Source organism: Pseudomonas sp. WHRI 8519, from assembly GCF_040224055.2.
Taxonomy (GTDB): Bacteria; Pseudomonadota; Gammaproteobacteria; order Pseudomonadales; family Pseudomonadaceae; genus Aquipseudomonas; species Aquipseudomonas putida_X.
The window spans coordinates 1,758,935-1,781,091 of the sequence record NZ_CP167996.1 but is presented as its reverse complement, the minus strand read 5'-3'; the positions used below and the strand labels follow the sequence as shown (position 1 = coordinate 1,781,091).

Below are 22,157 nucleotides of genomic sequence, written 5' to 3'. Positions count from 1 at the left end.
GCTCATCCCTCAGGTGGAACGCAGACAAAAAAAGCCCCGGCATCACTGCCGGGGCTTTTTCATTTCAGCTGACCAGCTGACCGATCAGGACGGCACCGCCACCGCCTGCCCGCTCATTGCCAGGTCGACCAGCTCGCGGTTGGCCACCGCATACATCGCATAGTCGGTTCCCGTCGCATTGCGCAGGTCATCGAGCATGGCGCGCCAGCGCTCGACCATGACCCGATGCTGCTCGGCCCACAGCGCCACCCGCGCATCCATGTCTTGCGGGGCATCGGCCATCTGCAGCACCGAGATGGTGATGGCCCGTTGCTGCAGGTCGATATCGTCGCGGAACGCCTCGCGGGCCAGGGCCTGCCAGTTGTTCTCGACCGGCAGGTTGCTGATTTCCTGCAAGTACCAGGTCAAGTCCAGCGCACTGCCCACGGCGAAGAACGCCTTGGCCACCTGGGCCGGCTCGTGGCCGGTCACGTCTGCCGCCTCGATGATCGGCAGCAACGTGTACAGGTGGCTGGTACCCGCCACCATGCGTGCGAGCAACTCCGGGACGCCGGCATCGACGAAGCTCTGGTAGCGGACCATCCAGCGTTCGCGGGTCGGCCCCTCCAGCAGCTCGTCGAGCTTGAGCCCCAGCTGGGCGATTTTGGGCCCGAAGTGCGCGGTGTCGCGCCCGGCATCCTGCTCGTTGCGCCGGCTGCGCAGGAACCAGCGGGTCGCGCGGCGGCCCAGGCGCATCAGCTCGTCCATCAGGGTAAGCTGGATTTCTGCCGGCACCTGGTAGTCCAGCGCCTCGATCTGGCGGAACCAGTGCGGCAAATGGAAGATGTCACGCACGATCACATAGGCCCCGGCGACATTGGCCGGGCTCATGCCGGTCGACTCTTTCAGCCGCTGGACGAAGGTGATGCCCATGTTGTTGACCAGGTCGTTGGCGATCTGGGTGCTGACGATCTCGCGCTTCAGGCGATGGCGGCGCATGGCTTCGGCGAACTTGCTGACCAGCGACGGCGGGAAAGCGGTTTCCATGTCGCGGGTCAGGTAGTCGTCGTCAGGCACCAGCGACTTGAGCAACTGTTCCTTGAGGTCGATCTTGCTGTAGGAAATCAGCACCGAAAGTTCGGCACGGGTCAGGCCCTGGCCTGCCGCCAGGCGCTCGGCCAACTGCTCCTCGGTTGGCAGGAACTCGATCGCACGGTCCAGCTTGCCACGGCTCTCGAGGTCGGCCATCAAGCGCTTGTACTCGGCGATCCGCTCGCGGGCGCGACGCGCCGCCAACGAAAGCGCCTGGGTCTGCTTGTAGTTGTTGCCCAGCACCAGCGCGCCCACTTCATCGGTCATGCTGCCCAGCAGCTGGTTGCGCTGTTTCTCGGTCATGTCGCCACCCTGCACCACTTCGTTGAGCAGGATCTTGATGTTGACCTCGTGGTCGGAGCAGTCCACGCCACCGGCGTTGTCGATGAAGTCGGTATTGGTGGCACCGCCGTTGAGGCCGAACTCGACACGGCCAAGCTGGGTCATGCCGAGGTTGCCGCCCTCGCCCACCACCTTGCAGCGCAGTTCATTGCCGTTGACCCGCAACGCGTCATTGGCCTTGTCGCCAACATCGGCGTGGCTTTCGCTGCTGGCCTTGACGTAGGTGCCGATACCCCCGTTCCACAGCAGATCCACCGGCGCCTTGAGCAATGCATGCAGTAGCTCGGTCGGCGTCAGGCGGTCGGCCTCGATGGCGAAGCGTTCCTTCATCTGCGCGGTGATGGCGATGCTCTTGGCACTGCGCGGGAAGATCCCGCCGCCTTCGGACATGATGCTGGTGTCGTAATCGGTCCAGGCCGAACGCGGCAGGTCGAACAGGCGCTGACGCTCGGCGAAGCTGCTGGCCGGGTCCGGGTTCGGGTCGATGAAGATGTGCAGGTGGTTGAACGCCGCGACCAGTTTCAACTTGTCGGACATCAGCAGGCCGTTGCCGAACACGTCACCGGCCATGTCACCGACGCCGATCACCGTGATCGGGTCCTGCTGCACATTGATGCCGCGCTCGCGGAAGTGGCGCTGCACGCCCACCCAGGCACCACGGGCGGTAATGCCCATCTTCTTGTGGTCGTAGCCGGCAGAGCCACCCGAGGCGAAGGCGTCGCCCAGCCAGAAGCCGTAATCGATGGCGATGCCGTTGGCGATGTCGGAGAAGGTTGCGGTGCCCTTGTCGGCCGCCACCACCAGGTACGGGTCATCGTCATCGTGACGCACCACGTTAGCCGGCGGCACCACGCCGCCGTCCTTGAGGTTGTCGGTGATGTCGAGCAGGCCCGAGATGAAAATGCGGTAGCAGGCCACGCCTTCGGCGGCGATTTCGTCACGCGTGCCGCCCAGCGGCAAACGCCGTGGCAGGAAGCCGCCCTTGGCACCGACCGGCACGATCACCGAGTTCTTGACCTGCTGGGCCTTGACCAGCCCAAGCACCTCGGTACGGAAGTCCTCTTCACGGTCCGACCAGCGCAGGCCACCGCGTGCCACGTTGCCGAAGCGCAGGTGCACACCCTCGACCCGCGGCGAGTAGACGAATATCTCGAACTTGGGTACCGGCTTGGGCAGTTCGGGGATCAGTTTAGGGTTGAACTTGAAGCTGAAGTACGACTTGCTCTGGCCGTTGGCATCCGGCTGGTAGAAGTTGGTGCGCAGAGTGGCCTTGATCAGGTCCAGGTAGCGGCGCAGGATGCGGTCCTCGTTGAGCACCTGGACATCGTCCAGGGCGCTGAGGATGGCTTGCTCCAGGCGTTGCTGCTTGTCGTCCAGGTCATCGGCCGTGAGCTTGCGCGCCAGGTAGAAGCGGGTCTTGAACAGCCGGGTCAGCTCACGGGCGATGTCGGTGTGGTTGTTCAGGGTACTGGCGATGTAGCCGAGGTCGAAGCCCAGGCGGATCTGCTTGAGGTAGCGGGCATAGGCGCGCAGCAGCGCCACATCGCGCCATGGCAGGCCAGCGGTGAGCACCAGGCGGTTGAACGCGTCATTCTCGGCATCGCCCTGGACGATATGGATGAACGCATCCTGCAGGACGTCGTTGAGTTGCTGGATGTCCAGGCTCAAGCCTTCGCTGTACGTGAAGGCGAAGTCGTGGATCCAGTACTCACGACCACTGGCGTGACGCAAGCGGTAGGGGAACTCGCCCAGCACGCGCAGGCCGAGGTTTTCAAGAATCGGCAGCACGTCCGACAACGCCAAGGGCGTGTCCGCGTGGTACAGCTTGCAATGCAGCAAGCGTTCGCCCAGACGCGTCAGCGGCTGGTAAAAGCTCATCGCCAGCGGCTTGCTTTCGGACAGTGCCAGCACATGTTGCAGGTCGACCACCGCCGAATGGGCGGCGAAGCGCTCACGGTAGCCGGCCGGGAAGCCTTTGGGGAAATCGGCGAGGATGTTGGTGCCCTGGGCTTCACCGAAGTTTTCCACCACCAGCGCGGCGTAGTCGTCATGCCACGAGCGGCAGGCCTGGATCACTTCGTTTTCCAGTTGCTGCGGGTCGATGGCGATGCGGTTCTTCGGGTCGACGCGCAAAATCAGCTGCACGCGCGCCAGCACCGATTCGGAGAAGAACGTCCAGAACTCGCAGTCGCTGGCCTTCAGGCGCTCCATCAGCACCTGCTGGATCTTCTGCCGCACTTCGGTGGAATAGATTTCCCGTGGCACGTAGGCCAGGCAATAGCAGAAGCGCCCGTACGGGTCCTTGCGCAGGAACACACGGATCTTGTTGCGCTCCTGGATCTGCACGATCGACATGACCGTGCTGAACAGCTCGTCGATCGGGGTCTGGAACAGGTCATCGCGTGGCAGCACTTCGAGCACCTGCGCCAGTTCCTTGCCAAGGTGGGCCTTGGCGTCGAAGCCGGAGCGGCGCTCGACCTCGGCGACCTTGACCCGGATGTAAGGAATGGCGTGCACGCTCTCGCCGTACACCGAGGAGGTGTAAAGGCCCATGAAGCGGTGTTCCTTGACCACCTTGCCATCGGCGTCCAGCTGGCGGATCGAGACGTAATCCGGGTAGGCCGGGCGGTGGACCCGGCTGGGCAGTGCGGCCTTGGCGAACGACAACAGCAGCGGTTCGGCCAGGTACGCCACCGCGTAGTCTTCGATACGCAGCTCTTCTGGCGTCAGGCCCACACGCAGGCGGCGCGGCAAGCCAAGGAACGACTGCTCGTCGTAGACCATCTGGCCGCCGGCGCTGTCGGCCTGCACGGTGAATTCTTCATAACCGAGGAAGGTGAAGTGGTTGTCCAACAGCCACTCGAGGAAGGCCTTGACCTCATCCTTTTCATGGTGAACCGGCGCGAAAGCGGTTCGCTCCACCAGCTCCATGACTTCTTGCAGCTTGGCTTTCATCGGTTCGAAATCGGCCACCGCCACCCGCACCTCGGCCAGCACCTGCTCGATTTCGCGGGTGAGCACCGTCAATTCGGCAGCGTTGGCGCAGCGGTCGATCTCCAGGTACATCAGCGACTCATGGCACACACCCTCGCCCTGGGTGCCCTTGGGCAGCAGTTCGAGCAGGTTGCCCTTGGCATCACGACGCACGCTCAGCACGGTGGTCTGCAGGGTATGGATGCTGTAGCCGCGGCGGTTGAGCTCGGTACGCACCGAATCCACCAAGAACGGCAGGTCATGGTGCAGCACCTCGACCACGGTGTGGGTCGACTGCCAGCCATTGCGCTCGTAATCGGGGTTGTACACCCGCACCAGTGGATGCTCGGGGTCGAAGCGCTCGATGATGCGCCAGGCGGAAAGGGTACAGCCGGCGAGGTCCGAAAGCCTGCGCTGGGTGAGTTCGTCCATGGAAATGATGCCGAAGAACTGCTCGGCGAACAGCGCCACTTGTGGCAGGGACTGCTCGCTGATGTGCTGCGCCAGGGCCGCTTGCAGTTGGTGCTGGAAGTCGGCTTTGCTGGCTGCGGTGAAGAACGCCATCTGTGGTACTCCGCTTGGGCTTTGTAATAGTTGAAGCGTCGCGTACGTCCGACGATCACGGATCAACGATAGCCAACCCATGGCAAGCCGGACGGTAATGTTCAGGGCTCGCGGAAGCTTAACGACTGATCGGTCATCACCGCTTGCAGCGCTGCGACAATTTCGGTCAAGGGGGGGAAACTTTACGTTTATCGATCCCCCCAAGGCTGTCAGAATTCACTTTCGTTTCCATTGACCCGAGCCGCCCTCATGCAAATCCACACCGCCCTGCTGTTCGCCACCCCTTGCGATGACGAGGAAGACAACATGGCGACCTTGTGCTGCCATAGCGACAAAGGGCAGATGTTCCTGCTCACCCGCTACCCGGACGAGGACACCGTGGACCTGACCTTGGACGATGAACCGTCGACCCTCGATGGCCTGAAAGTGACCTTGAGCGCCCAGCGCCTGCTGATCGAAGTGGCAGCCGGGGATCGGGATGCGTTGAAGGGTGACGAAACCCTGGAGATCGTGCTGACGTCGGCGGGGACGGACCTGGAAGAGGTCGAGCTGACCTTGCGCACTATTCTGGATGGCACAGGGACCTTCGTCAGCGAGCTTCGATAGACGACGGGCGCGTCGACCGCCCGGTGGACGTGTCGGCGCATTCAAGCCTGCTTGAGACCTGCCCTTGAAATGGCGGCAGGTACGTCAACCCACCGGGTTCCTGTGCAGCACCCTGCCCGCCTTGCCCGGCCGGTCGATGAACAATGCGTCCAGCGAACTGTTATCCAGCCCTTTCACGGCGTTCCAGTGCGCCGATGTGTGCACGTATTTCGCCTGCAACAACGCTCGCTCCTGGGGCGTCAGGTGCAATTGCGCACATTGACCGAGGGCAAACTCATGCAGCTTGCGGCTGACAGGCAGCAATTCTGCCGGCAGGCGATGCGCATCGTCACCGCCCAGAGGGGCGAACGCTACCCCACCGCGCACGGCCAGTTCACGCATGATGCTGAGGTACACACGTGAAAGATGGCCACTGACTTCACGTTCTCGGTACACAGCGGCGTACACCTGCTTTTCCGGGGTATCGCGCCTGGCTCGGCTGCCTTCGATCGGCACCTCCCAGCTGAGCAGCCGGGGCCGCGGATCGACCACGCTTGCAAAGGTCGAGCTCAGCAGCCCAGTGACTGCCGCATGGGCGCGCGTGCAGTGGGCCGGTGTCGTGTGCGCGACCCGGCTCGAATGCGGTTTGCACAACAGTACCTGCTCACGCATGCGCTCCACATAGCCGCCACCGATATTCGAGTGCACACCCGGCACGACAATGTCGTTGTCGCTACGCACCAGCGGGAAGTTGTGGCGCTGCTCATCACCTGCCACCAGTTGCACGACCTGCCGGGCGACACGCGTGTCCAGCCCGAGGCGCAAGCCACCGTGGCGATCGCTGGCTGGGCCGAAGCTGCCTCGCAAGGGTGCAACGATTGCCGCCACGGTATCGAACAGGCCAATGAAGTTGATCGCCCTCGGCCCGTGCAGCTCAGCCGGCAGGCCCGTCTCATTCGTGCCCAGGCGATTGGCCAGGTGCCTGGCCGCCGCCGCACCGCGGCTGAAACCGAACAGGTCGAATTCGATGCAGTTGGGTACAACCTGGGGATGCTCAGCCCGATAATCGCGCAGCTGCCTGCCAACCTCTGCCAGCGCCTGCTCTACTCGCGCCGCCACCCCCGCGCTTCCGCGCCCCGTCGCCTGGGCGAAGGGCGAGTCAGGGCCACCGTGGGTTGTACCGATCCCTTCCACATACACGTTGAAATGGACCTGCCCGTGCACGGGCCCGCAGGGATAAAGCGCGTGCAGCAAGGCAATGTTACTGCGCGCATTGGCGTAACTGCCCCCTGCGCAGCCGTGGCCGGTGGCGGCCAAGGGTGCAGCATTGCCCTGATTGTTGCCGGTGCCGTCGAAAAAAACGCCCACCCGCACGGTAACCGGGGCAGGCACAGCGGACTGCTTGCTCATCATCACGCGCCTTCATGATTCGAAGGGCACAAGCAAGCGCCAGATCACCGCCAGCGCAAATCAGAGAACACCGCAATGGCATGCGGATAGTGCGACCTTTCGATGCGCATAAAAAACCGGGGCGTAATTGGTCGCCACCCCCCGGATAGATTAAAGTATCCACCCCTGCCAGGTCCGTCGCGCTACGCGCCCGCCCTGGCCCAATCCCAGGAACCGCCGCCGATGGAACACCGTGAAGCGCTGATCGCGCTACGCACCTTTCTTTCCTCCCAGATCCTAGGCCAGGAAAAACTGGTCGAGCGGCTGTTGATCGTGCTGCTGGCCGACGGCCACATGCTGGTTGAGGGCGCCCCGGGCCTGGCCAAGACCAAGGCCATCAAAGAGCTGGCCGAAGGTGTCGAAGCGCAGTTCCATCGCATCCAGTTCACGCCCGACCTGCTCCCGGCCGACATCACGGGCACTGAAATCTATCGCCCGGAAACCGGCAGTTTCGTCTTCCAGCAGGGGCCGATCTTCCACAACCTGGTGCTGGCCGACGAAATCAACCGGGCACCCGCCAAGGTGCAGTCGGCGTTACTCGAGGCAATGGCCGAACGCCAGGTCAGTGTCGGGCGCAGTACGTACGACCTGTCGCCGCTGTTTCTGGTCATGGCCACGCAGAACCCGATCGAGCAGGAAGGCACCTACCCGCTGCCGGAGGCCCAGCTCGACCGTTTTCTGATGCACGTGAAGATCGGTTTCCCCGATGCGGCAGTGGAGCGACGCATTCTTGCCCAGGCCCGCGGTGAAGCGCTGGGAGGCGAAGTCAAACCTGAACGGCGTGTCAGCCAGCAGGCCATCTTTGCCGCACGCAAGGAAATCCTCGGCCTGTACATGGCCGACGCGGTAGAGGAATACCTGGTGCAACTGGTGATGGCCACGCGCACACCGGCCAAGTTCGATACCGAGCTGGCCGACTGGATCGCCTATGGCGCCAGCCCGCGCGGCTCCATCGCCCTGGATCGTTGTGCACGGGCGCATGCCTGGCTGGCCGGGCGCGACTTCGTCAGCCCCGAGGATATCCAGGCCGTACTGTTCGACGTGCTGCGCCATCGCATCATCCTGTCCTTTGAAGCCGAAGCGGCCGGGGTCGACCAGGATCGCGTGGTCCAGCGCATCCTTGACGTCGTCGCCGTTGCCTGACCCCATGCCCACCGCTCAGCAGGCCGAACCCGGCATCCGCATCGGCCTCGCCGAGCTGATCGACATGCGCCACCGCGTGCGCGAAATCCAGTTGTTCTCCCGGCCTGGCCAGCGCAGCCCGCTGGTCGGCCTGCACCACTCCAAGCTGCGCGGGCGCGGCGTGGACTTCGACCAGGTGCGCGTCTATCAGGCCGGTGACGACGTACGCAACATCGACTGGCGGGTCACCGCACGCACCCAAGAGCCGCATACCAAGCTGTTCCATGAAGAGCGCGAGCGGCCGATCTTCATCCTCGTCGAGCAAAGCCAGCGCCTGTTCTTCGGCTCGGGGCTGATGTTCAAGTCAGTGCTTGCGGCCCAGGCCGCGGCGCTGTTCGGTTGGGCGGCGCTGGGCCACAACGACCGCATCGGCGGGTTGGTGTTCGGCGATGATGAGCACCACGAAATCAAGCCGCGGCGCAGCAAGCAGAGCCTGCTGCAGCTGCTCAACCGTATGGCGAAGGTCAATCAGGCGCTGCACACCGAAGCCGCGCCCCACGCCGACAGCCTGGGCCTGGCGCTACGCCGCGCGCGTGAAGTACTGCGCCCAGGCAGCCTGGCCATCGTCATTTGCGACGAGCGCTCACTCAGCCCCCAGGCTGAACAGCACCTGGCGATGCTCTCGCGCCATTGTGACCTGCTGCTGATGCCAGTGTCCGACCCCCTCGACCATGCCTTGCCTGCAGCAGGCCTGCTGCGTTTCTCCCAGCGCGGCGCGCACCTGGAGCTCGACACCCTGGACACCAACCTGCGCCAGGCCTACCGTCAGCAGGCCGAAGCACGCATAGAACGCTGGGAGCTGATGGCCCAGAAGCTGCGCGTGCTGCTGATGCCCCTGAGCACCCAGAGCGAAATGATCGAGCAACTGCGCGAATACCTGAATGCACAGCGCCCACGGAGCGGTTCATGAAGAGCAGCGCCCAATGAACCCTCTGGACCAGTTGCAACCGCTGATACCTCCTTCAGCGATCGGCCTGTGGCCACCGGCACCTGGCTGGTGGCTGCTGCTTGGCGTCCTCCCCTTCCTGGCCTGGGGCCTGTGGCGGCTGCGCCGCTGGCGCCCCGGCAAGCGCAGGATAGTGCGTGCCGAGCAACCGCTGGACCCGGTACGCCTGGAAGCCCTGGCCGAGCTGGCCCTGCTGCCGCGCCCCTACGACGGCGCACCGGCCGGGGCCTGGCTGCAACAGATCAACGCCTTGCTCAAGCGCCTGTGCCGCAACCACTACCCTGGCGCCAACAGCCATACCCTCAATGGCCGCCAGTGGCTGGCGTTCCTCGACAACCGCTGCCCCGCTGCCGGCCTGACCCGCTGGATGGTGCTGGTAGAAGGCGCGTACAAGCCGGAATGCAAGCTTGACGACAAGGCCATTGCCGGGCTCAGTCAGGCCGTCGAAACCTGGATCCGCAAACATGTTTGAACTGGCCTGGCCGTGGATTTTCCTGCTGCTGCCGCTGCCGTGGCTGGCGCGCCTGCTGCTGCCTGCCGCCGACAGCGGCGAACCGGTGCTCAAGGTAGGCTTTCTCAACGAACTCGAAAGCCTGGCCGGGCGTCGGGCACGGCTGAACCTGCCGACCTTGCGCCAGCAGGCACCGTTCGCGCTGATCTGGCTGTTGCTGCTGCTCGCCGCTGCCCGTCCGCAGTGGCTGGGCGAACCGCTACCGGTGGCCGCCAGCGGCCGGGACCTGCTGGTGGCGGTGGATGTGTCCGGCTCCATGGATTTCCCCGATATGCAGTGGCAGGGCGAAGAGGTCAGCCGCCTCGACTTGGTCAAGGCGCTGATGGGCGATTTCCTGCAAAACCGCGAAGGCGACCGCGTCGGCCTGATCCTGTTCGGCAGCCAGGCGTACCTGCAGGCCCCCCTGACCTTTGACCGGCGTACCGTACGCACCTTCCTCGACGAAGCGCAGATTGGCATCGCCGGCAAGAACACCGCCATCGGCGACGCCATCGGCCTGGCGGTCAAGCGCTTGCGCGAGCGGCCGGCGCAGAGCCGGGTGCTGGTACTGATCACCGACGGTGCCAACAACGGCGGGCGGATCCATCCATTGACCGCTGCCCGCCTGGCCGCCCAGGAAGACGTGCGCATCTACACCATCGGCATCGGCGCCAACCCCGAGGCCAGCGGTACGCCGGGCCTGCTCGGCCTCAACCCCAGCCTGGACCTGGACGAAGCCTCACTGAAGGAAATCGCCGACCTGACCCATGGCGCCTACTTCCGTGCCCACGACGGCGCCGAACTGGATGCGATCGGCGATACCCTCGACCAGCTCGAACCGGTCGCCCAGCAGCCAACCCAGGCCCGCACGGCAACTGCTTTGTACGCCTGGCCACTGGCCCTGGCCTTGCTGCTCAGCGTGCTGCTGGTGGTGGCGGTGCAATGGCCAGACAACCTGCTGCAGCGTGCGCTGCGCCGGCCACGCTTCCTGCAGCCCCACCCGCAATGGCGTGAGCGCCTCAAAAGGCTGCGCCTGAGGAGGCGGCGATGATCGACCTCTGGCCGCACTGGTTGCGCCCACTCTGGCTGCTGGTGGTACCGCTGCTCGCCTGGCTGGTGTTCAAGCTCTGGCACCGGCGCAGGCGCGCCGGGCGCTGGCAGATGATCCTGCCGCCGGCCTTCCACCCGGTGCTGCTCGGTGGCGGCAGCGGCAGCCACAGCAAAATGCCCTGGGTCGCACTGGGCCTTGCCTGGTTACTGACGGTGCTGGCGCTGCTCGGGCCGAGCTGGCAGCGCCTGGAAGAAACCCGCCAACGCCCGGCCGACCCGCTGGTGATCCTGCTGGAGCTGACCCCGCAGATGCTTGCCCAGGACACGCCGCCCAACCGGCTGCAGCAGGCGCGGCGCAAGGTCCTTGACCTGCTCGAACACCGTCGCGACAGCCAGACGGCCTTGATCGTCTACGCCGGCAGCGCACACACCTTGGTGCCGCTGTCCGACGACCTGAGCACCACGCGCAACCTGCTCGAGGCCATCGACCCGTCGATCATGCCGCAGCCCGGCCAGCGCGCCGACCTGGCCGTGCAGAAGGGCCTGGCCCTGCTGGCGCAAAGCGGCCTGGGCGAAGGCCGCCTGTTGCTGATCGGTTCGGCATTGAGCGACCCGGAACGCCAGGGCATTGTCCAGGCCCTTGGCCGCCAGGGCCCGAGCCTGTTGATGCTCGGCATCGGTACCCGCGAAGGGGCGCCGGTCCGCCAGGCCAACGGCGAGTTTCTCAAGGACGAGCAAGGCGGCATTCTGGTACCGCGCCTGGACAGCGGCGGGCTCAGGGCGTTCATCAACGGCACCGGAGGACGCTACCGTCATGCCCGGATCGACGACCTCGACCTGCGTGGCCTCGGCCTGTACGACAACCCGCGCATCCTGCGCAATGACGGCCAGAACCTGCAGCTCGACAGCTGGGCCGACCAAGGCTACTGGCTGTTGATACCCCTGTTGCTGCTGGCCGCCTGCGCGGGTCGGCGCGGCTGGCTGTTCTGCCTGCCGCTGCTGCTGGCCCTGCCGCAGCCGAGCCAGGCGTTCGAGTTCAATGACCTGTGGTTGCGCCCCGATCAGCAAGGGAAGCGCCTGCTTGAACAAAACCGCCCGGTGGAAGCCGCGCGGCACTTCCAAGACCCGCAATGGCGCGGCATGGCGCTGTACCAGGCCGGTGACTATGCCGCTGCCGCCACCGCCTTCGGCCAAGCCAATACCGCCGCTGCCCACTACAATCGAGGCAACGCCCTGGCTCGCAGCGGTGAGCTGGAGGCCGCCCTGGATGCTTACGAGCAGGCCCTGGAGCATCAACCCGACCTGAAGCCGGCGCTGGACAACCAGGCCCTGGTCCAGCAACTGTTACAGCAGCGTCAAGGCCAGGCCGAGGAACAACCGGCCCAAGACGATGCCCAAGGCACGCCGGGCAGCGAGACCGAGGGCAACAGCAGCTCGGCGAGCAGCCCCGCCCAGGGCACACCGGGCAGCGAACAACAGGCGAACACCGATCAACCCGTTGAAGGCAGTAACAACAGCCAGGCCGCACCCGGCAACCAGGTGGGCGACGATGACAGCATCACCCAGCCGCCCAAGCGGCCGGTATCGACCAGCCTCGATGCCGAACAACGCCAAGCCCTGGAACAATGGCTGCGGGAGATCCCCGACAACCCGGCGCAGCTGCTGCGACGAAAATTCTGGTACGAACAGCAATTGCATCAGGAATCCCAACGATGAGTCGCCTTGGCGTCTTTCTCCTCAGCCTGATATGGGCCGTGCTCGCCCAGGCCGAACCGACCCTGCAGGCCAGTGTCGACCGCACCCGCCTGGAGGCCGGTGAAACCTTGGAGCTGACCCTCGAAAGCCAGGACGTGACCCAGTTCGGCAAGCCCGACCTGCGCGCCCTGGACGGCGACTTCGAAGTACGCGGCACGCGTCAACTGAACAGCCTGCACACCCTCGATGGCGAGACCCGGGCCAGCACTCGCTGGATCATTACCCTGCTGCCGCGGCGCAGCGGCAGCTTGCGTATCCCTGAGCTGCAACTGGGGCAATCGCGCAGCCAGGCCATCGACCTGCAGGTGGTGCAAGCGGATGCCGACCGCCCGGACAGCGCGTCCCAGGTGTTCATCGAGGCTACCCTGGACACCAGTGATGTCTATGTCCAGGCGCAGGCCGTGCTGACCTTGCGCATCTACCATTCGGTGTCGCTGTACGACGACAGCAGCCTTAGCCCGCTGCGCCTGGAAAACGCCAAAGTCGAACCGCTGGGGGACTCGCGTACCTATGAGAAGGACATCAACGGCGTACGCCACGGGGTGATCGAGACACGCTACGCACTCTATCCGCAGCAGAGCGGCAGCCTGGACATCGCGCCCCTCACGTTCACCGCCACTGCCGCCGATAATGCGCAGCAGCCTGCGGGCAGCGCACGTACAGGCCGCCAGGTACAGGTCAGTTCGCTGCCGCTGCGCCTGAACGTTCGCCCTATCCCCGCCGCCTGGCCCGCAGCCGAACCGTGGTTGCCAGCCCGTAGCCTGGCCCTCGAAGAACACTGGAACCCCGACCCCGGCACACAGCCAACCCAGATAGGCGACTCCCTGACCCGCAGCATCACCCTGCGCGCCGAGGGGCTGTCCAGCACCCAACTGCCGCAATTGCCGGCCACCGAAATCGTCGGCCTGCGCCGCTACCCGGACCAACCGCTGCTGCGCAACGAAATCAGCGAGCGCGGCATGACCGCCAACCGCGAGGAGCGCGAAGCACTGGTGCCGACCCACAGTGGCGAGCTGGCGCTGCCGGCACTGGAAGTCACCTGGTGGAACACCCGCGAAGACCACCTGGAGCATTCCAGCTTGCCTGCGCGCACCCTTAACGTGCAGGACAACCCGGCCCTGAGCGCCGAGAGCCCGGTCGGTGATGCCAGCACGGGCAGCAGCCGGCTGTGGCCCTGGCAGCTCGCCACCCTGGTGTTCGCCCTGACCACGCTACTGGGCTTCACCCTGTGGTGGCGCGCCCGCTCGCAACCGGCCGTGCTGCGGGCCGCCCAGACTGGCCCCAGCCCACGCACCCTGCTGGACGACCTCAAGCGCGCCTGCCAGGCCAACGACCCACAGGCCACCCGCCAGGCGCTCGATGCCTGGGCGCGGCAACAGCCAGAGACCCTGGCGGAGATGGCGGCGCGGTTCGTGCCGCTGTCGGATGCTTTGGATGGTTTGAACGGGGCGTTGTATAGCGAGAGCGGCCAATATTGGCAGGGAGAGGATCTGTGGCGGGCGATAGGGACGATTCCACCGGCAGAACACGTGTTACTGCCGTCTGGGGAGCCAGGGGGCTTGCCACCGCTTTATCCGAAGTGATTGGGAGAGGGGCGCGGGCCCGTCTAGCGTGCTGTAGCGCACGTCAGACAAGCCCGTCCAAACCAGGATGCGATCCTGACTGCTCCCGCTCTGCGACAACCCTGAGCGATCAGATGAAGCGGTGACCCTGAAACGGGTTCCAGCCCTGCTCGCCTTTGGTCTGTTTCAGGTAATAAGCGTAATTGGTCAACATGCCGTACAACACGGCAAAGGCCACACTGAAGCCTTGATCCAGCGCCCGAGGCACTGCATTACCCGTGGCAGCCTCGTAAACACCTTCAAGCAGCCCGACGCCAATGATGATGGCCAGCATGACCAGGTTCTTCTTCCACATGCCCAGGACGAACCAGTAGATCGGGCCAAAGAAGAATCCGAGGAAATTGTTGTTGATCAACAGTTTCTTGCGAAACGGCAAAGCGCGGAACGCCGCTTTGTAGGTCGCTTCACGTGGGCCGCCGTGCTGATCGAAGAAGGCGAACCGCTCCTGCCATTTAGGCTTGAGGTTGGCGTAGTCGGCCTGGATTTGTGGCGTGCTTTGCATAAAAATTCCTTTTCAGATGGGATCCGGTAGCCCACACCCGCAGCACTGCACGCGCCGCGGCCGGGGTAAGGGATTAGAGCATCGGCGATGGCTGGCATCAAGCAAGCAGATGGCCACTATGTCGACCCGTTCGCATAATGGATTGCCCTTGTAGCGCACTGCCCCGCCCTTTGAATGCACCGAACACGGCCAGGCTCCAGACAATCGCCAAGCCACTTGAGTTACCATACCGCCCTCCTTCGAAGGCCACCTTGGCGCTGTCATGACGCCAAGCACCGAAGCCTTCATGTCCCAATCCAACAGGTCATCCATGCGTCTGTTTCACACCTCCGACTGGCACCTGGGCCAAAGCCTGCACGGCCAGGAACGCGACTTCGAACACGCCTGCTTCCTCGACTGGCTGCTCGGCCAGCTGCGCTTGCGCCAGCCCGACGCGCTGCTGATCGCCGGCGACATCTTCGACACGGTCAACCCGCCGGTCAAAGCTCAGGAGCGGCTATACGACTTCATCGTCCAAGCCCACGAGCAACAGCCGAAGCTGGACATCGTGATGATCGCCGGCAACCATGACTCCGGCTCGCGCATCGAGCTACCCGCCGCGCTCATGCGGCGTCTGCGCACCCACGCGCTAGGGCGCGTGCACTGGCTGGATGAGGGCCAGCTGGACGCCGAACGCCTGCTGATCCCGCTGACCAACGGCCGCGGCAAGGTCGCAGCCTGGTGCCTGGCGCTGCCTTTTTTGCGTCCAGCCGAAGTCACCGGCCCGCAGTTGGGTGACGACTACCTGCAGGGCATCAACCAGGTGCACCAGCAATTGATCGCGGCCGCGCAGAAAAAACGCAAGAAGGACCAGGCGCTGATCGCCATCAGCCACGCGCACATGGCCGGTGGCGCGGTGTCCGAAGACTCCGAGCGCAGCCTGATCATCGGTAACGCCGAAGCCCTTCCGGCCAAACTGTTCGACAAGGCCATCAGCTACGTTGCCCTGGGCCACCTGCACAAGCCGCAGAAGGTCAACCGCGAAACCCGCATCCGCTACAGCGGCTCGCCGATCCCACTGTCGTTCGCCGAAATCAACTACCCGCACCAGGTGCTGGAAGTCGAGCTCGACGGCGCCGAGCTGGTCAGCGTCGAGCCGCGCCCGGTGCCGCGCGCCGTGGCCCTGCAGCGCATCGGCCCTGCGCCCTTGGGCGAACTGCTGGAGCAGCTTGCCGAACTGCCGGTGATCGACCTGCTCGACGACCCCAACCGCCAGCCGTGGCTCGAAGTGCGCGTGCTGCTGGACGAGCCGCAGCCAGACCTGCGCCAGCAGATCGAAAGCGCCCTGCACGGCAAGGCGGTGCGGCTGATCCGCATCAGCGCCGAATATGCCGGCCGTGGTAACGACGAAGAAAGCGAGCTTGAGTTCGTCGAACTGTCGCAGATGACCCCGCAGGACTTGTTCAGCCGCGCCTGGGAACAGGCTTACGGCAACCCGGCCGACGAGCAGGCCCTGGCCGACTTCGCCCTGCTGCTGCAGGACGTCCAGCTGGAAGAGGAACAGCCATGAAGATTCTCGCCATCCGCCTGAAGAACCTGGCATCCCTGGCCGGCCCGGTCGACATCGACTTCACCGCCGAACCCCTGGCCAGCGCAGGCCTGTTCGCCATCACCGGGCCTACCGGTGCCGGCAAGAGCACCTTGCTCGACGCTCTGTGCCTGGCGCTGTTCGGCACTGTGCCGCGGCTCAATGACATTGGCCGCGAAGCCAAGGTGCCAGATGCCGATGGCGAAATCCCTACCTCGGACCCGCGCAACCTGCTGCGCCGCGGCACCGGCAGCGGCTTTGCCGAGGTCGATTTCGTCGGCATCGACGGCCACCGTTACCGCGCGCGCTGGGAAGCCAACCGTGCCCGTGACAAGGCCAATGGCAAGCTGCAGTCCAGCCGTCAGAGCCTCTATGACCTGGACAGTGAGCAGGTGCTGGGCAGTGGCAAGAACGAATACAAGCAACTGATCGAAACCCGTCTGGGGCTCAACTTCGAGCAGTTCACCCGTGCCGTGATGCTGGCCCAGAGTGAATTCGGCGCCTTTCTCAAGGCCGACGACAAAGAACGCAGCGAGCTGCTGGAAAAACTCACCAACACCGCGATCTACACGCGCCTGGGCCAGCGTGCCTTCAGCAAGGCCCGCGAAGCCGGCGAGGCGCACAACGCGCTGAAAGACCGTGCCAGCCACCTGCTGCCGATGGCCGCCGAAGCCCGAATCGAGCTGGACACGCGTCTGGAGCAGGCGCAGCAACACTTCAAGGCCGAGCAAGCCCGCCAGCGCCAACTGGAGCAACAACGTACCTGGCTCAACGAGCAACGCCTGTTGCAGACGCAACTCAGCGAAGCCGGCGCCGCCCTGCACGCTGCCGAGCAGAATTGGCAAGCCATGGCCGAGCAACGCCTCGACCTGCAGCGCCTGGAACGCCTGGCACCGCAACGGCACCAGTTCCATCGCCAGCAAGTACTGACCGCACAACTGACGCCGTTGGCGGCGCAGATTGCCGAGCAACAACAGCTGCAAGCTGAGCTGCAGGGGCACACCCAGGCGCTGGAGCAGGCGCTGGTAGCCACGCGCCAGGCACTGGCCGACAGCCAGGCGAAGCACAGCGAAAGTGCCCCGCGCCTGCGCCAGGCATTTGCCGGCCAGGACAGCCTGGCGCGCCTCGACACTGAGCTGGAGGCGCAACGCACCGCCAGGGAACAGGCCGACCTGCACGTCGCCGAAGGCCAGCAACAGTTGCAGCAACTGGATGAACACCAGCAGCGCAGCCTGCAACAGCTGGCGCAGATCGACGCGGCCTTGGCAGACAGCCAGCACCTGGCCGGCCTGGCCAATGCCTGGCAGGCCTACCTGCCACAACTCAAGCAAGTCATGGTGATTGGCGGGCGCCTGAGCAAGGGCCGTGAGGAGCTGCCTGGCCTGCAGGCGCGCGCCAGCGAGGCCAACGCGCAGTGGCAGGCCCAGCATGACGCGTTCGAGCTGTTGTTCCGCGAAGCCAAAGCCGAGCCGCAGGCGCTGGCTGAGCAGATCGACCTGCTCGGCAACATGCTGCAGGACAATCGCAAACAGCAGCGGGCGGTCGAAGAACTGTCGCGCCTGCATGGCCGCGAGCAGGAGCTGCGCAGTCAACTGGAGGGGCTGCGTGAACGTCACCAGCAGGCCATGCTGCAACGCCAACAGCTGATCGGTGAAGGCACCGCAGCCAAGGCGGAGCTGGAAGCGGCCGAGCAGGCGCTCAACCTCACACGCCAGTTGCTGGAGCGTCAGCGCCTGGCACGCAATACCAGCGTCGAAGAACTGCGCGGCCAACTGCGCGACGGCGAACCGTGCCCGGTCTGTGGCAGCGCTGAACACCCGTTCCACCAGCCTGAGGCTCTGCTGCAGAGCCTGGGCCGACATGACCAGGCCGAAGTGGATGCTGCGCAAAAGCACGTCGAAACGCTCAACGGCAAACTGGTGGAGCTGCGCACGCAGCTTGGCGTGGTCAACGCCCAGCTCAAGGACCATCAACAGCAACAGGCGCAGCTGGGCGAACAGTTGCAGCCGCTGGTTGCACAGGTACAGTCGCACCCCCTCTGGCCTGCCCTGGCGCCACAGGACGACAAGGCCCGTACCGCGTGGCTGGACAGCCAGCTGCAGCGCCTGGACGATGAGATCAAAAAGGACGAGAAGCGTCAAAGCGCCCTGCTCGCCCTGCAAAAAGACGCCGCCCGCCTCACCCAGCAATTGCAGGCCGCGCAGCAGGCGCAGCAAGAGGCCCAGCGCCACCTGGAGCAACAGCACCAAGCCCTGGCCAACGATGAACAGCATCTGCAACAAGGCCTCGATGACTTGGCCAATGTGCTGCCGGCTGATGTGCTGAAGGCCTTGAGTGATGATCCGGCCAATGCCTTCCTCAGCCTCGACCAGCAGATCGCGCAGCGCCTGCAACAGCTGGAGCAGCGCAAGGACGAGCAGGACGAGCAGCACGCGCGTCAACTGCAACTGGACAAGCTACGCGACCAGCAGCAGACGCGCCTGCAGGCTCAGCAACACCTGCAGCACACCCTCGACGCCCTCCAAGCGCAGCGCCTGCAGGCCCAGGCGGAGCTGGCCACGCTGCTCGGCGACCATAGCAGCGCCGAAGCTTGGCAACACCACCTCGAAGCGCAGCTGGAACAGGCCCGCGCCCTCGATGCCGAAACCGCAGAGCGCCTGCAGGCGCTGCGCAACCAGGGCGTGCAACTGGCCGCGGAGTTGAAGGCCAATACCCAGCGCCAGCAGGCGCTGGAGCAGGAGTGCCAGCAGCTTCAGCACGCAATCGCGCAATGGCGCAGCGACCATCCCGAACTGGATGACAGCGGGCTGGACCGCCTGCTGGCCATGGACGATAACCAGCTCAGCACCCTGCGCCAACAGCTACAGGCAGCAGAAAACGCCATCGAGCAAGGCCGCGTGCTGCTCCAGGAGCGTGAACAGCGCCTGCAGCAGCACGCCGCTCAGGCACAGGGTGGCCTGCATGGCGAAGACCTCGAGCAAGCACTGGCCGGCCTTGCCGAGCAACTGGCCGCTCAGGAACAGCAATGCGCCGAGTTGCGCGCGCAGCAGGCTGACGACCAGCGTCGCCAGCAGGCGTACCAGGCCCTTGCCTGCGAAATCGAACAGGCCCACCAACAGTGGCAACGCTGGGCACGCCTGAATGCGCTGATCGGCTCGGCCTCTGGCGATGTGTTCCGCAAGATCGCCCAGGGCTACAACCTCGACCTGCTGCTGCACCATGCCAACGCCCAGTTGCGCCAACTGGCGCGGCGCTACCGCCTGAAACGTGGCGGCAGCGCCCTGGGGTTGCTGGTGCTGGACACCGAAATGGGCGACGAACTGCGCTCCGTGCACTCCTTGTCTGGCGGTGAAACCTTCCTGGTCTCGCTGGCGCTTGCCCTGGGCCTGGCGTCAATGGCCTCGAGCACCCTGCGTATCGAGTCGCTGTTCATCGACGAGGGGTTCGGCAGCCTCGACCCGGAGTCGCTGCAGTTGGCCATGGACGCCCTCGACGGTCTGCAGGCGCAGGGGCGCAAGGTCGCGGTCATTTCCCACGTACAAGAGATGCACGAGCGTATTCCGGTGCAGATCCAGGTGCGTCGCCAGGGCAATGGCCTGAGTGATGTCGAGGTGTGCGGGTGATTCTTTTCTCCTTCCGCCGCTGCCCTTGGGCCATGCGAGCGCGCCTGGCCCTGCACTATGCCGGGTGCGAGGTGCACATCCACGAAGTGGCGATGAAGAACAAGCCGGCCGCGTTGCTGGCTCTGTCACCCAAGGGGACGGTACCGGTGCTCGATACCGGTGAAGGCGTGCTGGAGGAAAGCCTGGACATCATGCGCTGGGCGCTCGAGCGCAATGACCCGCAGGACTGGCGGTTGCAAGCCGACCCTGCCGCCGCGCGACAGGCTGAACGGCTTATTGCCCGCAACGACAGCGAGTTCAAAGCGCAGGTCAACCTGTACAAATATGCCGAGCGATACCCCGAGCACACGCGCGAACACTACCGCCAGCAGGCCGAGGCCTGGCTGGCCGAGCTTGAACAGTTGCTAGAGGGCCGGCCCTACCTGCTGGCCAGCCATGCAAGCCTGGTCGACGCCGCGCTGTTGCCCCTGATGCGCCAGTTTGCCGGGGTCGAACCGCAGTGGTTCGCCGAGGCGGCTTATCCGCGTGTGCGGAGCTGGCTGGAGAGGTGGCTGGCGTCTGAACTGTTCAAGGCGGTGATGGCCAAGTGAGTTGGCCGGCGCCTGTCGCGGTTCGCGCAGGGCTCAATGGTTGGGTTTAGCGCTCAAGGCCGCATGAAAATGGGCGCTCTGGCGCAGGTACTGCTCGGTATAGCTGTGGGTGGCGGTTACCTTGTTGCGGGTATCAGCCTGGGCATGCGCCGGCAGCACGACTGAGGCGGAACGGGCGGATGCGGCGATGACCGGGAAAAGATTGAAGTTCATCTGGGCTGACCTCGACTTCGGTGGTTTGACGTTGGCCCGTCTGGGCCTTGGGTCAAACTTACGCCGCTGAGGTCTGCCACAGAAATTCATTGCGGTGGTAGGGATTATCACGTCCATCGATAGTCAATCGATAAACTTCAGGTCCGAAGGCGCGTCCTGTGGCAAGGTCTGCACGGTTTCACCGAGCTTGCCAGTACGCGGGTCGCGGCGGATGACCACGATCTGGTTGCTCTTCTGGTTGGCCACCAGCAGGAAGTTTTCGCTTGGGTCCAGCGCGAACTCCCGTGGGTGGTCGCCCTCTACCGAACGGCGCTGCAAAAAGGCCAATTGGCCGTCCTCTTTGCCCACGCTGAAAACCACGATCTCGTTGGCTGTGCCACGGTTGCTGACATACAGGAAGCGCCCGTCTGCCGACAGGTGCAGTCCGCCCGCCGCCTTGGCCGCAGCGTCTTTCTGCTCGGTCAGCGGCAGGCGCTGGCGTTCGTGCAGCGCAGCGTCGTCGACATCGAACACGACCACTTCGGCGCTCATTTCCAGTGTCAGGTAGGCATGCCGCCCCTTGGCATCGAACAACAGATGACGCGGGCCGCTGCCGGGCGGCAACTCGACGGACGCCGGTATCGCAGCGCTCAGGGGCCGGTCGACGCTGGCGCCGTCGTAGCGGTAGATGAACACCTTGTCCGCGCCCAGGTCGCTGGCATACAGGTGGCTGCCATCGGGCGACAGCACCACGGCGTGCACATGGGCACCGGCCTGGCGCTCGGGGTTGACGCCGCTGGCCTTGTGCCGGGCTTGTTGCACCACCTCCTTGAGCTTGCCGTCCTTGGCCACCGGGATCACCACCAGGCTGCCGCCCGGGTCGGGGGCGACAGCATAGTTGGCAACGAACAGGTAACGCTGGTCGCGGCTCAGGCTGGCGTGAGTCGGTTCATCGCCACCGCTGGCCACCTGGTTGAGCGGCTTGATCTCGCCGTTGCCGTTCACACTGAAACTGCTGGCATGGCCCTGCGGCGTTTCGTTGACCGTGAACAGTTGCCGCTGGTCGGCCGAGAGTACCAGCCACGACGGGCTGACGCTCTTGACCACCTGCTGCGGCGTGGGGTCGATACGGCCAGTCTTGCTGTCGAACAGGTAGCGGTAGATACCTTGGCTGGCGCCATCGGTGTAACTGCCCACCAGCAGCGTGGCAGCCTGGGTAGTGAAAGTCAGGGTCATGAGGCTAGCGGTCAGCAGGCTCGTCCAAGTCCGGTTCATGGTGTTCTTCTTCATCCGGGGCGCGAAAGGCACTCATACAGACTAGACGATGCTCACCCTGGGCATCGTGCAGTTGCCACTCGTCACCGGCACCGATGGCGGCGGCGACCTGTTCGGCAGTGAAGGTCCAGCGACGGTGTTGGCGGCCGTCCATGCATTCGACCGTCAGGCCTGTTGCATCGAGGGTGAAGTCGAAGGCGTGGAGGCCGTCGATCAGTAGCATGTCGCAGGATGCGAGGGCGGTGGTGAGGGAGGACATGGGGGTACCCATTGCAAGTGAGCCGGCATTATAACCTTGACCCTGCGTTGCATGGCACCGGCTTCACAGGTGATCGCCGGCAAGCCAGCTTCCACAGGCCTTGTGGGGATGGCTTGCCAG

The 22,157-nt window shown here is 64.8% G+C and carries 16 protein-coding genes; 10 read left to right on the top strand and 6 right to left on the bottom strand.

The window, feature by feature from the left end; translation table 11 throughout:
• Positions 1 to 84 precede the first annotated feature (84 nt).
• A complete protein-coding gene (locus tag ABRP30_RS08065; RefSeq protein ID WP_267822193.1) occupies positions 85 to 4,950 on the bottom strand; it encodes an NAD-glutamate dehydrogenase in 4,866 nt (1,621 codons plus the stop codon).
• Positions 4,951 to 5,199: 249 nt separating this feature from the next.
• Here ABRP30_RS08065 and ABRP30_RS08060 point away from each other — a divergent pair, with 249 nt between their 5' ends.
• A complete protein-coding gene (locus tag ABRP30_RS08060; protein WP_241803101.1) occupies positions 5,200 to 5,556 on the top strand; it encodes a hypothetical protein in 357 nt (118 codons plus the stop codon).
• An 84-nt stretch (positions 5,557 to 5,640) separates the two neighbouring features.
• Here the strand turns inward: ABRP30_RS08060 and ABRP30_RS08055 are convergent, their stop codons facing one another.
• Positions 5,641 to 6,948, bottom strand: coding sequence for a DUF2235 domain-containing protein (locus ABRP30_RS08055; RefSeq protein ID WP_267822190.1), 1,308 nt, complete (start codon positions 6,946 to 6,948; stop codon positions 5,641 to 5,643).
• 219 nt (positions 6,949 to 7,167) lie between these two features.
• Here ABRP30_RS08055 and ABRP30_RS08050 point away from each other — a divergent pair, with 219 nt between their 5' ends.
• The 6 genes from ABRP30_RS08050 to ABRP30_RS08025 are packed head-to-tail and all read left to right on the top strand — an operon-like array spanning position 7,168 to position 13,990.
• A complete protein-coding gene (locus ABRP30_RS08050) occupies positions 7,168 to 8,127 on the top strand; it encodes a MoxR family ATPase (RefSeq protein WP_039601915.1) in 960 nt (319 codons plus the stop codon).
• A 4-nt stretch (positions 8,128 to 8,131) separates the two neighbouring features.
• Positions 8,132 to 9,076, top strand: coding sequence for a DUF58 domain-containing protein (locus ABRP30_RS08045; protein ID WP_241803100.1), 945 nt, complete (start codon positions 8,132 to 8,134; stop codon positions 9,074 to 9,076).
• Positions 9,077 to 9,089: 13 nt separating this feature from the next.
• Positions 9,090 to 9,584 (top strand): DUF4381 domain-containing protein, encoded by a 495-nt coding sequence (locus ABRP30_RS08040; protein WP_241803099.1) that lies wholly within the window; start codon positions 9,090 to 9,092, stop codon positions 9,582 to 9,584.
• Positions 9,577 to 10,653: a VWA domain-containing protein gene (locus ABRP30_RS08035; protein ID WP_241803098.1), complete on the top strand. Its 1,077-nt coding sequence runs from the start codon at positions 9,577 to 9,579 to the stop codon at positions 10,651 to 10,653. Before ABRP30_RS08040 ends, ABRP30_RS08035 begins: the two co-directional genes overlap by 8 nt.
• Positions 10,650 to 12,368 (top strand): tetratricopeptide repeat protein, encoded by a 1,719-nt coding sequence (locus tag ABRP30_RS08030; protein WP_349974590.1) that lies wholly within the window; start codon positions 10,650 to 10,652, stop codon positions 12,366 to 12,368. Before ABRP30_RS08035 ends, ABRP30_RS08030 begins: the two co-directional genes overlap by 4 nt.
• On the top strand, positions 12,365 to 13,990 hold the full coding sequence (locus ABRP30_RS08025) for a BatD family protein (RefSeq protein ID WP_267822183.1): 1,626 nt from the start codon (positions 12,365 to 12,367) through the stop codon (positions 13,988 to 13,990). Before ABRP30_RS08030 ends, ABRP30_RS08025 begins: the two co-directional genes overlap by 4 nt.
• Before the next feature lie 109 nt (positions 13,991 to 14,099).
• Here the strand turns inward: ABRP30_RS08025 and ABRP30_RS08020 are convergent, their stop codons facing one another.
• A complete protein-coding gene (locus tag ABRP30_RS08020; RefSeq protein ID WP_241803095.1) occupies positions 14,100 to 14,531 on the bottom strand; it encodes a DUF2628 domain-containing protein in 432 nt (143 codons plus the stop codon).
• 310 nt (positions 14,532 to 14,841) lie between these two features.
• On the opposite strand from ABRP30_RS08020, the gene ABRP30_RS08015 reads away from it, so the two are divergent.
• Genes ABRP30_RS08015 through ABRP30_RS08005 form a run of 3 tightly spaced genes read left to right on the top strand, consistent with a single transcriptional unit; the run spans position 14,842 to position 20,311 of the window.
• Positions 14,842 to 16,080, top strand: a complete 1,239-nt coding sequence (locus tag ABRP30_RS08015) for an exonuclease SbcCD subunit D C-terminal domain-containing protein (protein WP_267822181.1) — start codon at positions 14,842 to 14,844, stop codon at positions 16,078 to 16,080.
• On the top strand, positions 16,077 to 19,721 hold the full coding sequence (locus tag ABRP30_RS08010) for an AAA family ATPase (RefSeq protein WP_267822179.1): 3,645 nt from the start codon (positions 16,077 to 16,079) through the stop codon (positions 19,719 to 19,721). The genes ABRP30_RS08015 and ABRP30_RS08010 overlap by 4 nt, the downstream gene beginning before the upstream one ends.
• Positions 19,718 to 20,311: a glutathione S-transferase gene (locus ABRP30_RS08005; RefSeq protein WP_267822177.1), complete on the top strand. Its 594-nt coding sequence runs from the start codon at positions 19,718 to 19,720 to the stop codon at positions 20,309 to 20,311. The genes ABRP30_RS08010 and ABRP30_RS08005 overlap by 4 nt, the downstream gene beginning before the upstream one ends.
• 33 nt (positions 20,312 to 20,344) lie before the next feature.
• Here ABRP30_RS08005 and ABRP30_RS08000 read toward each other — a convergent pair whose 3' ends face one another.
• From ABRP30_RS08000 to ABRP30_RS07990, 3 genes are all read right to left on the bottom strand, one after another.
• On the bottom strand, positions 20,345 to 20,524 hold the full coding sequence (locus ABRP30_RS08000) for a hypothetical protein (RefSeq protein ID WP_267822175.1): 180 nt from the start codon (positions 20,522 to 20,524) through the stop codon (positions 20,345 to 20,347).
• A gap of 123 nt (positions 20,525 to 20,647) precedes the next feature.
• On the bottom strand, positions 20,648 to 21,778 hold the full coding sequence (locus tag ABRP30_RS07995) for a lactonase family protein (RefSeq protein ID WP_267822173.1): 1,131 nt from the start codon (positions 21,776 to 21,778) through the stop codon (positions 20,648 to 20,650).
• Positions 21,744 to 22,037: a DUF5629 family protein gene (locus tag ABRP30_RS07990; RefSeq protein WP_267822171.1), complete on the bottom strand. Its 294-nt coding sequence runs from the start codon at positions 22,035 to 22,037 to the stop codon at positions 21,744 to 21,746. The genes ABRP30_RS07995 and ABRP30_RS07990 overlap by 35 nt, the downstream gene beginning before the upstream one ends.
• Positions 22,038 to 22,157 lie beyond the last annotated feature (120 nt).